We start from the raw sequence: 12,147 nt of genomic DNA, 5'->3' as shown, positions 1-12,147 counted from the left end.
GGCGAGGGCGCCCCGGCCTCTCCCCCGGCCCGGCGGGCGGCGCCGCCGTCCCGGGCCACCCATTCGTCGGCCCGGCCGATCAGCCAGTCACGGCTGGGGACGACGAGGCCGGCCGGGGTGAAGGCGATCTTGCGCAGCTCGATGTGAGTGCCGGAGTCCTTGCGCCAGAGGCCGCTGACGATGTCGACCGCCTCGGCGGGGCTGGCCGCGAACTCCAGACCCGCGTAGACGGGTGCGCAGGCGTCGAGCCCGAGGTCCTGCGCGGAGAGCCGCCGCCCGAGCCGCCGGGTGAACACCTCGGCGATCAGCGCGGGCGTGGTGCCGCGCGGCTGCTGTCCCCGGAGCCATCGGGTGACCGAGGTCTTGTCGTACCGCAGGTCGAGGCCGTGTTCGAGGCCGAGCTGGTCGACCCGGCGGGCCAGACCGGCGTGCGAGAACCCGGCTTCCGCGATGAGTGAGGCGAGTCGGCGGTTGGGCGTGCGCTGCGGGGGTCGTTCCGACATCAGCTGTACGGTCTCCTGCCTTCGGGGCCGGACGGGCAGCCCTCATGGGAACGGCGCGAATTTAGCGGCCACCGGGGCGGTCACAGCCACCCTTTGCTCCACGTTCATCCGATCGTGTGAGGATTCCGGACGGAGCTGACGCAAACGTCCGGTCCGTGGACGGCCCGGCCCGGACCAGACCTGACCGGGCCGGACCGCCCGGGACCTGCAGCCGGACCCGCGCCCGAACCTGCCGGGGGGCTGTTCGGGCGACGGTCGTACAGTGGATGCGGGCGCGATCAGTGCAGGGTGCCGTCGCCCGGGGACACCCCTCCGGGCGCGCGGGACCCACGTAGGGAGGCATCGGTGAGCGAACTGCGGTTCGTCCGTCTGGGCTTCGGCGAACAGGCCGTCGCATACACGGAGGCGTGGCAGAAGCAGCGCGAGGTGCACGCGGACCGGTTCGAGGACCGGGTGCCGGACACCTGCCTGCTGCTTGAGCACCCGCCCGTCTACACCGCGGGGCGCCGCACGGCGGTGAACGAGCGTCCGCTGGACGGCACCCCGGTCATCGATGTGGACCGCGGCGGGAAGATCACCTGGCACGGCCCCGGGCAGCTCGTCGGCTACCCGATCCAGAAGCTGCCGCGCCCGGTCGACGTCGTGGCGCACGTCCGGCGGCTGGAGGACGCGCTGATCCGCACGGCCGCCGACTTCGGCGTGGAGACCTCCCGGGTCGAGGGCCGCAGCGGCGTCTGGGTGCTCGGCGACCCGGTCGAGCAGCGCCAGGCGCTGGGCGGGCTCTCGCTGGACTTCGACCCGAGGCTCCAGGACGAGGAGTTCGACCCGCGGCTGAACGGCCCCGAGTACGCCCCGTCCAACGCCGGCCAGCGCCGCGAGGACCGCAAGCTGGCCGCGATCGGGATCCGGGTCGCCAAGGGCGTCACGATGCACGGCTTCGCCCTCAACGTGAACCCGGACAACACCTGGTTCGACCGGATCGTGCCGTGCGGCATCCGCGACGCGGGTGTCACGTCCCTCAGAGCCGAGCTGGGCCGGGAGATCACCATCGAGGAGGTGCTGCCGGTCGCCGAGAAGCACCTGCGGGACATCCTGGAGAACGCGGAGCTCGCGCCGCGCGTGGTCGAGCGGCCGAAGGACGCGGCCCCGGCCCCCGCCTAGGGCCTGTCGGTCGTACCGGCCAGTAGCCCCGACCGCTGCCACCGGCCGGGGAATAGGCCCCGTCGGCCGCAGGTTGGGCAGGGTCGAGGCCGTTTGATGTACGGGCGTACCCTGGTGTTCGCCAAAGAATCCAAAGCGAGTCCCTCGCGCATCGCTCGCGCATCCCACGCGAACCCGACGCGAATCCAACGCAGCAGAGAGCAAAGGGGAGCCGGAGTGTCCGCTGTCGCACCCGACGGGCGCAAGATGCTGCGCCTGGAGGTCCGGAACAGCCAGACCCCCATCGAGCGCAAGCCCGAGTGGATCAAAACGCGGGCGAAGATGGGCCCCGAGTACAAGCAGCTGCAGCAGCTGGTGAAGGGCGAAGGGCTGCACACGGTCTGCCAGGAGGCGGGCTGCCCCAACATCTTCGAGTGCTGGGAGGACCGCGAGGCCACCTTCCTCATCGGCGGCGACCAGTGCACCCGGCGCTGCGACTTCTGCCAGATCGACACGGGCAAGCCGCAGGCCCTGGACCGTGACGAGCCCCGCCGGGTCGGCGAGTCGGTCGTCACGATGGACCTGAACTACGCCACCATCACCGGCGTCGCCCGCGACGACCTGGAGGACGGCGGCGCCTGGCTGTACGCCGAGACCGTCCGCCAGATCCACACGCTCACCGCGGAGCGGGAGGCGGGCGCGACCAAGGTCGAGCTGCTGATCCCCGACTTCAACGCCGAGCCCGAGCAGCTCGCCGAGGTCTTCTCCTCACGCCCCGAGGTGCTCGCGCACAACGTGGAGACGGTGCCGCGGATCTTCAAGCGGATCCGCCCCGGCTTCCGCTACGAGCGTTCCCTGGAAGTCATCACCCGGGCCCGCGAGGCCGGTCTGATCACCAAGTCGAACCTGATCCTCGGCATGGGCGAGACCCGCGAGGAAGTCAGCGAGGCGCTCCAGGACCTGTACGACGCAGGTTGCGAGCTCATCACGATTACGCAGTACCTGCGCCCCTCCGTGCGGCACCACCCGGTCGAGCGCTGGGTGAAGCCGCACGAGTTCGTCGAGCTGAAGGACGAGGCCGACGCGATCGGCTACTCCGGCGTGATGTCGGGTCCGCTGGTGCGGTCCTCGTACCGCGCGGGACGTCTCTTCCAGCAGGCGATGGAGGCGCGCGGCGCCGCCGCCGGGAGCACCCCGGCCGCGCAGGCCGTGTGAATCCGCTCACGAGCGATACCGAGCAGTAACCGCATCATCGAAGCGGTCCGGACGCTCCCCGCAGGTCGGGGACGCGTACGGACCGCTTCGGCGTGCGCGGCGCCGGAATCAGGGCTTCATTGGTGTTTGACCGCCCGGTCATGCGCTGGTAACACCAAACAGTAACCCTGGGTACACGTGCGGCAGCGACTCCAGCAGCCGCCGCCGTCACTGCTTCCCGCACTCTTCCGCGCCCCGGAGGCGCGTCCATTCCGAGGGGGAACACCACGATGCAGGCCGCACCGGTCCGCGCCCGCGCCCTTCCGTCCGTCACCACCGCCCTGCGCGCCGTCGAGTCGCTGCTGCTGAGCAGCGGCCAGCGCACCGCCCGCCGCAACGCCTGGACAGCCGTCCTGGAGGACCGCCGCCGCGCCAAGGACCGGGTGGAGGCCCAGCACGTGTTGGAAGCCGTGGCCGACCAGCGTTCCTAGGTCGCTCCCACGCCACGTAAACTTCGATACATGGCGAGGAAGGCAAAAACTGAAGGCGCGGACAGCGCCGAGAACGCAGGGCGGCTCAAGCAGATCGCCCTGACCTACAAGATGACCAGGCGGACCGACAGCAAGATCGGTTTTGTCGTCGCGGGTGTCGGAATCGTCACGTTCGGTGTCCTCCTCGGCATCGGCTTCGCGATCGGCTACCCGGTCTATCTGGGCATCCTGGGCTTCGTCCTGGCCGTCCTCGCGATGGCGATCATCTTCGGCCGACGCGCCGAGCGGGCGGCCTTCGGACAGATGGAGGGCCAGCCCGGAGCGGCGGCCGCCGTCCTGGACCGGATCGGACGCGGCTGGACCACCACCCCCGCAGTGGCGATGAACCGCAGCCAGGACGTCGTCCACCGGGCGGTCGGCAAGGCCGGCATCGTCCTGGTGGCGGAGGGCAACCCGAACCGGGTGAAGGGCCTGCTGGCGGCCGAGAAGAAGAAAATGGCCCGCATCGTGGTGGACGTGCCGGTGCACGACATCATCGTCGGCAACGGCGAGGGCCAGGTGTCCCTGAAGAAGGTCCGCACCAAGATGCTGAAGCTCCCCCGCGTCCTGACCGGCCCGCAGGTGACCTCCACCAACGACCGGCTGCGCGCGATGGGCGACCTGATGAGCAACATGCCGCTGCCGAAGGGCCCGATGCCCAAGGGCATGCGGATGCCGCGCGGCGGGAAGATGCGCTGACCGCTCACGGCTGACCCGAGGCGGACACAGGAGACACGACGGGGCGGCCCCGGACCGGTGAACGGTCCCGGGGCCGCCCCGTTCTCACGCCGGTGGCGGTGCCGTCACAACCGCGCCGGTGCCGGTGCGGGGCCGCCCTCCGGGCCGGGGCCGGTGCTGCCCTCGGGGCCGGGGCCGCCCCCGGGAACGCCACCTCCGCGCCCGTAGACCGGGGACGTCACATCCGGACCTGCACGGCGCGGGACAGCCGGTCGTGCAGACCGCGCCCGTCGCGGTCCCAGACCAGCGCGGGGATGACGAGCAGGAGCAGGACGGTCCGCACGACGACCCGCACGAACCCGAGCCGCCCGCCGTCCTCGGCAACCACCCGGACGCCCAGGAGGCGCTTCCCGGGCGTGCAGCCGATGGTGCCGACGGTCAGCAGGCTCATCACGAGGAAGACTCCGAGCGCCCAGTTCCCCGCCGCCTGCTGGTCACCGCGAGCGAGCAGCCCGTATGCGATCACCATGCAGAGCGACCAGTCGATGAAGAGGGCCCCGAAGCGCCGGCCGAGCGGAGCGACCGAGCCGGGCCCCTCCTCGGGCAGCCCGAGCCCCTTGCCCCGGTAGCCGAAGTCGGCGCCCATCTCCTCGGCGGCCGCGCGGGGCCCCGAGAGCCACGATCCGATTGCTTGCCTGTTGTCCACCCGTCCACGGTACTGCGCCCATGTTTGCCCCCGGCCGGGCGGGGCACCGGAAACAGTCGCGGAGATGCCGCCCGCCACCGCCCCGGTTAACTTGGGCGAAACAAATGGGTCACGCCCGAGAAATCACGCCTGCCTATGGTCGGGTCCAGCGTGTGCCACCGCACTGGCCGCACCACGAGGTTCAACCCCGTCCCTCCCGGGCCGGGAGTAGGAGGAGTTGGATGTTCCAGAACGCCGACGAAGTGCAGAAGTACGTAGCGGACAACGACGTCAAGTTCATCGATGTCCGGTTCTGCGACCTGCCCGGGGTGATGCAGCACTTCACGATCCCGGCAGCGACCTTCGACCCGGCCGAGGAACTGGCCTTCGACGGTTCGTCGATCCGCGGCTTCCAGGCCATCCACGAGTCGGACATGGCGCTGCGCGCGGACCTGTCGACGGCTCGGGTGGACCCCTTCCGCCGTGACAAGACCGTCAACATCAACTTCTTCATCCACGACCCGATCACGGGCGAGCAGTACAGCCGTGACCCGCGCAACATCGCCAAGAAGGCCGAGGCGTACCTCACCTCGACCGGCATCGCGGACACCGCGTACTTCGGCCCCGAGGCCGAGTTCTACGTCTTCGACAACGTCCGCTTCCAGACGTCGGCGAACGAGAGCTTCTACCACATCGACTCCGAGGCCGGCGCCTGGAACACCGGCGCCCTGGAGAACAACCGCGGCTACAAGGTCCGCTACAAGGGCGGTTACTTCCCCGTCCCGCCGGTGGACCACTTCGCCGACCTGCGTGCCGAGATCTCCCTGGAGCTGGACAAGAACGGACTCCAGGTCGAGCGCCAGCACCACGAGGTCGGCACGGCCGGCCAGGCCGAGATCAACTACAAGTTCAACACGCTGCTCGCCGCGGCCGACGACCTGATGCTCTTCAAGTACATCGTGAAGAACGTCGCCTGGCGCAACGGCAAGACCGCGACCTTCATGCCGAAGCCGATCTTCGGCGACAACGGCTCGGGCATGCACGTGCACCAGTCGCTGTGGCAGGGCGGCATTCCGCTCTTCTACGACGAGCAGGGTTACGCCGGCCTCTCGGACATGGCCCGCTACTACATCGGCGGCATCCTGAAGCACGCCCCGTCGCTGCTGGCCTTCACCAACCCGACGGTGAACTCCTACCACCGCCTGGTCCCCGGCTTCGAGGCCCCGGTCAACATGGTGTACTCGCAGCGCAACCGCTCCGCCGCGATGCGCATCCCGATCACCGGCTCGAACCCGAAGGCCAAGCGCGTCGAGTTCCGCGCCCCGGACCCGTCCTCGAACCCGTACCTCGCGTTCTCGGCGCTGCTGATGGCGGGCCTGGACGGCGTGAAGAACAAGATCGAGCCGGCCGAGCCGATCGACAAGGACCTCTACGAGCTGGCTCCCGAGGAGCACGCCAACGTCCAGCAGGTCCCGACGTCCCTCCCCGCCGTGCTCGACGCCCTGGAGGCGGACAACGAGTACCTCCAGGCGGGCGGCGTCTTCACGCCGGACCTGATCGAGACGTGGATCGACTACAAGCGCACGCACGAGATCGCCCCGATCCAGCTGCGGCCGCACCCGCACGAGTTCGAGCTGTACTTCGACATCTAGGAACACCACGGGCGGGGCTCACCCGTGCCAGGGACGCCGAGGGCCGCTGCCTCCTTCTGGAGGCGGCGGCCCTCGGCCATGGCACGGAGCTGGTCACTTGTATTTCCTCATCCTGAGAATCCTGAGCGCGAGCGAGGCCCTGCACGGTGCCGCTGCCCTTCTCCGCGGGCTGCCGCGCCTGCGACTCGTCCACGAACAAATCGCTACCGAGGACGCCGCCGCGCGGCTCCTCGGCCGGCTCGCTCACCGCAGCGAAGGCCGCGCCCGCCCCGCCCAGAACTCGTCCGCCGTGATGCCCAGCAGGACCACGTCGTGGTACGTGCCCGCGAAGAACTCGTGCTGGCGCAGGCGGCCCTCCTCCACGAAGCCGAGTGTGCGGTAGAGGGCCAGGGAGGCGTCGTTGAAGGCGTAGACCTCCACTTCGCACTTGTGGCTGCGCTGTTCGGCGAACATGTAGGTGAGGACCAGTTCGGAGGCCTCGGCCGCGTAGCCCTGGCGGCGGTGTTCCCGGGTGACCTCGATGCCCGTACGGAAGCGGCCTGCCCGGGCGTCCGTCTCGCCCACCGACACCGCGCCGACGAAGGCGTGCTCGAAGCGGGTCTCGATGACCAGTTGGTACGCGGCCGGGTTCGGGGTGCGGCCGGCGCGCTCGGTGGCCCAGGCTCGGAAGCTCTCGTCCGAGCGGGGCGGCTCGACCACGTCGGCGTTGCGGGCGTCCACCGTGTGCAGGGCCAGGGCCCGGAAGCCCTCCCAGTCCTGCGGTTCGACGCCCCGCAGGCGTACCCTCTCGCCGGTCCACAGGTCAGTCATCGCTCTCCACTGTTTCGGTGGCCCGTGCGGGGCCGTGGTGTGGTGTTGTGGTGGTTGTGGTGCGGCTACGTGAGGCGGGCGGCGATGGTTCTCGCGCAGGTCAGGGACTCCGTGTGGGTCGTGTCGACCTCCAGGTCGTACACCACGCCCCGGTGGACCGTCTCCGCCTGTGCTGCGGCCATGCCCCTCGGGCGGTCCCCCCGGGCGACCTCACGGGCCTCGGCCACCGTGCCCTCGCAACGGACGCCCACCCAGAGGACGTCCAGTCCCGTCAGCGCCTTCCGCCATGGTTCCTGGGAGGCCGGGCCGCCGAGGAACACGTCGTCGACGATGACCCGGGCGCCCGCCCGTGCCATCGCGGCGACCCCCTCGCGCCAGGCCGCCTCCAGCCTGCGGAACTCCGGTCCGACCGTCACGCCGCCGTCCTCGGCGAACTCGATGCCCGCGTCCGATGTGCGCAGGGACGCGGGCAGCGCATCGACGAAAGCGTCGATCGCGGCGGCGAGCCACGGGGCCGGCAGTTCCGCCTGGAGGCAGCGGACGATGCCGGACTTGCCGGAGCTGGAGCCGCCGTTCAGCACGATCACCTGGGTTGTCACCCGGTCACCCTAGAGGTCTCCCGTACGGCGATCGACGCGTTTTTCGGGCGAGACCGCTCGGCTACGCGGGCTTGATCGTGGCGAGTTGCGCGAGCAGCAGGATCAGCCGGTACGCCGTCGCGTAGTCGGGGGACGTGAAGGTGACCGTACGAGCGCCGTCGGCGCGTGAGACGCCCGGGACGAGGGTCGCCAGGTCGATGGTGTGCGGGCTCGCGAGGTCGACCTCCACGTCCAGCGGGGCGGGGGTGAGCGTCAGGGGTGGGATGGCCGCGCGGCGGGTCACCGCGTCCGCCGCCGCCCGGCGGAGCCGGTCCCGGGCCTCCTCCGGGTGCAGTGTCACGGCGGCCGCCATGCCCAGGGCCTCCTTGACCGGGACGGTGACCGCCGCGGGCACCAGGTCGGTCATCTCGGCGCAGGCCGCGTCGTCACCGCTGAGCAGGACGACCGGTACGCCGAGGTGGCCGGCCATGGCGGCGTTGAGCCCGATCTCGCCCAGGGAGCGGCCGGCCACCCGTACGTCGAGGATCTCGCCGTTCATGGTGTGCGCCAGCACGCCCGGCCCCTCGCCCGCGCGGACGTGGTAGCCGACGAACAGCGCCGCGTCGGTCCCCTCGTCGAGACCGGCGAGCATGTTCAGCGCGCGCGGCTTGCCCCGGACCAGGCGGGCCCTGCGGTCCAGCTGTTCCGGCAGGAGGTTGCGGAACGTGCCGTGCGCGTCGGCGACCAGCACCTCGGCCGTGGGGTCGGCGTCCAGGACCCCCGCGACGACCGCGTTCGCGTCGGCCGTCATCAACTCCCGGCCGCGCTGGTAGTCGTAGCGCTCGGGGTTCGTCTCGCTGGGATGGACGATCCCCGAGACGCCTTCCATGTCGACCGAGATGAGTAGCTTCATGGGTTCCGGAGCCTACCGGGGCTGGTGGGCGAGGGGCAGCCCTGTGCCCCCGCCGGACGAGCGGGCCGGGGGCACAGGGCGATCGGCAGTCTGACCCGACCTGGTCGTGTCTGGTTTGGTCCGGTCGGATCAGCGGCCGTAGCGGATCAGGGCGCGGACCATCCGGCAGGTGGTGTCGGACGGCGGGTGGATGCCCAGGCGCTCGGCGGTGATCCGTATCCGGTGGTTGCCGGCGCTGGAGGGCTGGTAGACCCCGCTGTCGAGCAGGGCGATGGCCAGGCGCATGGCCTTGAGGCGGCGGTTGTGGGAGACGTACCACTCGCGGGGGCGGCCCGCGGGCAGTCGCTTCTTCGGCAGCGGTGCGGGAAGTGGCGGTTGGAAGGGCATCGGGAGCTGTCGGTCGAGCGGCTCGGTCGTGACTGTGGCAACAGCCATTCGGCATCCTCCTGGCAGCGTGGTGGAACCCTCACGAACTCCCTCCATTTTACTGCCCCCCACTGACAATCGCCCCTGGCCAGAGGCGCTTTCGGCAGTCCCTCGCGTAACCTTGGCCCCATGGAGATCTGGATCAATCCGGCCTGTTCGAAGTGCCGCGGCGCCCTCACCCTGCTCGACGCGGAAGGGGCCGACTACACCGTCCGCCGCTACCTGGAGGACGTGCCCTCGCCCGAGGAGATCCGGGCCGTGCTGGACCGTCTCGGTCTCGAACCGTGGGACATCACGCGGACGCAGGAGGCGGCGGCGAAGGAGCTGGGGCTGAAGGAGTGGCCGCGGGAGGCCGGTTCACGGGAGCGGTGGATCGCCGCTCTGTCCGAGCACCCGAAGCTGATCCAGCGGCCGATCATCACCGCCGAGGACGGCACGGCCGTGGTGGCGCGGAGCGAGGAAGCGGTGCGGGACGCGCTGGGGAGGTAGCGGACGCCGTCACTCCGCCGGGAGCCCGGTGAGGAACGCGTCCAGACGGCGGTTGATCTCGGCCGCCGCCGGAGCGTGCAGCGGCAGCGTGTGGTGGGTCGCACCGGGAATCACGCACGTCGAGGCGCCCGGCAGGGAACGGTCGACCGCCCGCGCGGTACGGGCGGGGTCGAGCGCGCGGCCGTGCTCCGCGAGCAGGACGAGCGTCGGCACGGCGAGTCCGCGCAGAGCCTGCCGGTCGGGGCGCGGACCGGTGACCGGACGCACGGCGGGGAACCGGGTGCCTTCCTCGTACAGGCGCAGCCAGTCCGCGTCCAGCCCGGCCCCGGCCGTCTCCCAGGTCAGGAACGCGCGGGCCCGCCGCGGTGTCGGACGGAGCAGCAGGGGAAGGGCGTGCAGGAGGTAGCCGGGACGGAAGCCCGTGAAGCACTGCGTGGGATCCACGAGCACCAGTCCGGCCAGGTGCCGGGAGCCCGCGTGGAGAGCATGGTGGAGCGCGATCCAGGCCCCGTAGGAGTGTCCGGCGAGCACCGGCCGGCGACCCGCGTCGGCGCACAGTGCCTCCAGCACCACGCCCAGCCAGCCGGTCAGGTCCGCCACTGTGCGGATCGGGCGCTCCCCGCGCGTACTGCGCCCCGGCTCGCCGATCAGGTCGACAGCGTGCACCCGGCGCTTCCGGCCGAGGTGGGCCGCCTGTGCGTGCCAGACGGTGGAGGTCGCTCCGCCGCCGGGCAGCAGTACCACGGGCGGGGCCGTGGCGTCGGCGGGGCCGTGACTCGTGATGTGCGTGGTGCCGTACGGGGTGGGGACGCGCGAGGTCGTGGTTCCCTCGGGCCAGCATGCGGTCAGGACCTCGTCGTAGGCGGCGAGGAAGGAGGGGGACGGGGGCCGGGCACCCGGAGCTCCCGCGGATCCGGTGCTGTGGGACGGCGGCATGGCACGGCCTCTCGTCGGCGTCTTCGGCTGACTCATCGGGGATATTATCTCGCTGAGCGAGAGATATGGAGGGTCGGGCATGGCCGAAGAGCCGGACGGCGGGCCTGGAGCACACAGCGAGCTGATCCACCTGCTGCGCAAGGTGACCGTCGAATTCGGGCTGCGACAGGCGGAGTTCGCCGCGCGTAACGGGATGCACCCCACCGACGTACGGGCTCTGATCTGTCTGCTCGACGCCGAGCGGGCCGGGACCGCCGCGACCGCCGGCCTGCTCGGGGCGCGGCTCGGACTGCACTCCGCGGGGACGACGGCGGTCGTCGACCGGCTGGTGCGGCTGGGGCATGTGACGCGCACGCGCGACCCGCGCGACGGGCGACGCGTGCTCCTGGCGGTCGACGAGCGGGCGGTGGAGCTGGGACGGGCGTTCTTCGGGCCCTTCATCGGAGCCGCGGACGCGGTGCTGCGCGGGCTCGACGCCCGGGAGACGGACGCCGTACGCCGGTTCCTGACGGCGGCGCACGAGGCGGTGGCCCGGCCCCCGGAAGGCGGGCCCGGCCCCGGCCCCACCTGATGTGGCCACCGGGTCCGGGCCGGGGGTGCCCGGCCCGAGGGCTCAGCGTTCGTCCGTGCCCGCGCGCTTGGCGGTGGACAGGGCTATGCGGTTCCAGGTGTTGATCGTGAGGATCAGGGCCAGCAGGTGGGCCAGTTCCTCCTCGTCGAAGTGGGCCGCCGCCCGGCCGTAGACCTCGTCCGGTACGCCGGCGTCCCCGATCCGGGTGACCGCGTCCGTCAGGGCCAGGGCGGCCCGTTCGTGCTCCGTGAAGAAGTGCTCCGCCTCCTGCCACACCGCGACCATGTGCAGGCGCTCCTCGCTCTCGCCCGCCTTCCGCGCGTCCGTGGTGTGCATGTGCAGGCAGTACGCGCACCGGTTCAGGTGCGAGGCGCGGATCTGGACCAGTTCGACCAGCGTCGGGTCCAGCCCGGCGCGGGCCGCCGCGTCCAGGCCGATCACGGCCCGGAAGACCTTCGGGGCGCTCTTCGCGAAGTCGAGCCGGGCCGCCCCCTCGTTGCTCCGGACGGTGGTGGCGGGGGCGGTGGCGCGGTCGTTCGTCTTGATCTCCGTCGTCGTCATGGGTACGAATCTAGAGCGACAGGCGACTGGGTGTGGGGTGCACTTCTATGACGGATTCATGGGTCAATTCCGCGGAGATCCTGGGCAGCGATCTGCCGCTGGAACTCTCCGGCACGGGCAACCGCCGGGCCCTGCTGATGGCGGCGCTGCGCGAGGCCGTGCGCAGCGGGCGGCTCGCCCCGGGGACCCGGCTGCCGCCCTACCGTTCCCTCGCCGCCGATCTCGGCCTCGCCCGCAACACCGTCGCCGACGCGTACGCGGAACTGGTCGCCGAAGGGTGGCTCGCCGCCCGGCAGGGCTCGGGGACCCGGGTCGCCGAGCGGGCCGTCCCGGTCACCCCCGTCCACCGGCCGCGCACCCCCGAGCGCGCCGCCCGCCCGGTCCATGACCTGGTCCAGGGGCAGCCGGATCCCTCGGTCTTCCCGCGCACCGCCTGGCTGGCCTCGGCGTGGCGCGCGCTCGCCGCCGCCCCCGACCTGTC

At 71.4% G+C, this 12,147-nt stretch carries 15 protein-coding genes and 1 pseudogene; 8 read left to right on the top strand and 8 right to left on the bottom strand.

The genetic code is table 11. The annotated features are described in order from the left end of the window. A pseudogene (locus CR470_RS29400) lies at positions 1 to 503 on the bottom strand (regulator); the annotation flags it as partial. Positions 504 to 848: 345 nt separating this feature from the next. Between CR470_RS29400 and lipB the strand changes: the two are divergent. The 4 genes from lipB to CR470_RS29380 all read left to right on the top strand — a co-directional run bounded on the left by lipB (position 849) and on the right by CR470_RS29380 (position 4,066). Further along, entirely contained in the window at positions 849 to 1,664 is an 816-nt protein-coding gene (gene lipB, locus CR470_RS29395) for a lipoyl(octanoyl) transferase LipB (RefSeq protein ID WP_097870532.1), read from the top strand. Positions 1,665 to 1,880: 216 nt separating this feature from the next. Beyond that, a complete protein-coding gene (lipA, locus tag CR470_RS29390; protein ID WP_097870531.1) occupies positions 1,881 to 2,858 on the top strand; it encodes a lipoyl synthase in 978 nt (325 codons plus the stop codon). Between the two features lie 269 nt (positions 2,859 to 3,127). After that, complete coding sequence (locus CR470_RS29385) at positions 3,128 to 3,328, top strand: SCO2195 family GlnR-regulated protein (RefSeq protein ID WP_097870530.1); 201 nt, start codon at positions 3,128 to 3,130, stop codon at positions 3,326 to 3,328. 30 nt (positions 3,329 to 3,358) lie between these two features. Continuing rightward, positions 3,359 to 4,066 carry a DUF4191 domain-containing protein gene (locus CR470_RS29380; protein WP_097870529.1) on the top strand — a complete coding sequence of 236 codons (708 nt, stop codon included), beginning with the start codon at positions 3,359 to 3,361 and terminating at the stop codon, positions 4,064 to 4,066. A 217-nt stretch (positions 4,067 to 4,283) separates the two neighbouring features. On the opposite strand, the gene CR470_RS29375 is transcribed toward CR470_RS29380, so the two are convergent. Then, complete coding sequence (locus CR470_RS29375) at positions 4,284 to 4,691, bottom strand: RDD family protein (RefSeq protein ID WP_179892403.1); 408 nt, start codon at positions 4,689 to 4,691, stop codon at positions 4,284 to 4,286. Between the two features lie 281 nt (positions 4,692 to 4,972). On the opposite strand from CR470_RS29375, the gene glnA reads away from it, so the two are divergent. After that, positions 4,973 to 6,382, top strand: coding sequence for a type I glutamate--ammonia ligase (glnA, locus tag CR470_RS29370; protein ID WP_097870527.1), 1,410 nt, complete (start codon positions 4,973 to 4,975; stop codon positions 6,380 to 6,382). Between the two features lie 243 nt (positions 6,383 to 6,625). On the opposite strand, the gene CR470_RS29365 is transcribed toward glnA, so the two are convergent. The 4 genes from CR470_RS29365 to CR470_RS29350 all read right to left on the bottom strand — a co-directional run bounded on the left by CR470_RS29365 (position 6,626) and on the right by CR470_RS29350 (position 9,118). Then, on the bottom strand, positions 6,626 to 7,192 hold the full coding sequence (locus CR470_RS29365; RefSeq protein WP_097870526.1) for a GNAT family N-acetyltransferase: 567 nt from the start codon (positions 7,190 to 7,192) through the stop codon (positions 6,626 to 6,628). A 65-nt stretch (positions 7,193 to 7,257) separates the two neighbouring features. Continuing rightward, positions 7,258 to 7,791 carry a chloramphenicol phosphotransferase CPT gene (cpt, locus tag CR470_RS29360; RefSeq protein ID WP_097870525.1) on the bottom strand — a complete coding sequence of 178 codons (534 nt, stop codon included), beginning with the start codon at positions 7,789 to 7,791 and terminating at the stop codon, positions 7,258 to 7,260. 61 nt (positions 7,792 to 7,852) lie between these two features. Beyond that, positions 7,853 to 8,683, bottom strand: a complete 831-nt coding sequence (locus CR470_RS29355; RefSeq protein ID WP_097870524.1) for a M55 family metallopeptidase — start codon at positions 8,681 to 8,683, stop codon at positions 7,853 to 7,855. Between the two features lie 129 nt (positions 8,684 to 8,812). Then, a complete protein-coding gene (locus CR470_RS29350; RefSeq protein WP_097870523.1) occupies positions 8,813 to 9,118 on the bottom strand; it encodes a hypothetical protein in 306 nt (101 codons plus the stop codon). A gap of 120 nt (positions 9,119 to 9,238) precedes the next feature. On the opposite strand from CR470_RS29350, the gene CR470_RS29345 reads away from it, so the two are divergent. After that, on the top strand, positions 9,239 to 9,598 hold the full coding sequence (locus CR470_RS29345; RefSeq protein ID WP_097870522.1) for an arsenate reductase family protein: 360 nt from the start codon (positions 9,239 to 9,241) through the stop codon (positions 9,596 to 9,598). 9 nt (positions 9,599 to 9,607) lie between these two features. On the opposite strand, the gene CR470_RS29340 is transcribed toward CR470_RS29345, so the two are convergent. Then, positions 9,608 to 10,534, bottom strand: coding sequence for an alpha/beta fold hydrolase (locus CR470_RS29340; protein ID WP_097870521.1), 927 nt, complete (start codon positions 10,532 to 10,534; stop codon positions 9,608 to 9,610). 79 nt (positions 10,535 to 10,613) lie between these two features. On the opposite strand from CR470_RS29340, the gene CR470_RS29335 reads away from it, so the two are divergent. After that, the gene (locus CR470_RS29335; RefSeq protein ID WP_097870520.1) at positions 10,614 to 11,105 is read left to right on the top strand and encodes a MarR family winged helix-turn-helix transcriptional regulator; all 492 of its coding nucleotides are present in this window, start codon (positions 10,614 to 10,616) and stop codon (positions 11,103 to 11,105) included. A gap of 42 nt (positions 11,106 to 11,147) precedes the next feature. Here the strand turns inward: CR470_RS29335 and CR470_RS29330 are convergent, their stop codons facing one another. Continuing rightward, complete coding sequence (locus CR470_RS29330; protein ID WP_097870519.1) at positions 11,148 to 11,666, bottom strand: carboxymuconolactone decarboxylase family protein; 519 nt, start codon at positions 11,664 to 11,666, stop codon at positions 11,148 to 11,150. A 47-nt stretch (positions 11,667 to 11,713) separates the two neighbouring features. Here CR470_RS29330 and CR470_RS29325 point away from each other — a divergent pair. Continuing rightward, positions 11,714 to 12,147, top strand: a 434-nt coding sequence (locus CR470_RS29325) for a GntR family transcriptional regulator (RefSeq protein WP_143663898.1), incomplete at its 3' end; no start/stop codon positions are given.

The organism is Streptomyces sp. rh34 (assembly GCF_002551245.1).
In the GTDB taxonomy this organism is placed as follows: domain Bacteria; phylum Actinomycetota; class Actinomycetes; order Streptomycetales; family Streptomycetaceae; genus Streptomyces.
This window is presented reverse-complemented; position numbering and strand designations above follow the sequence as displayed.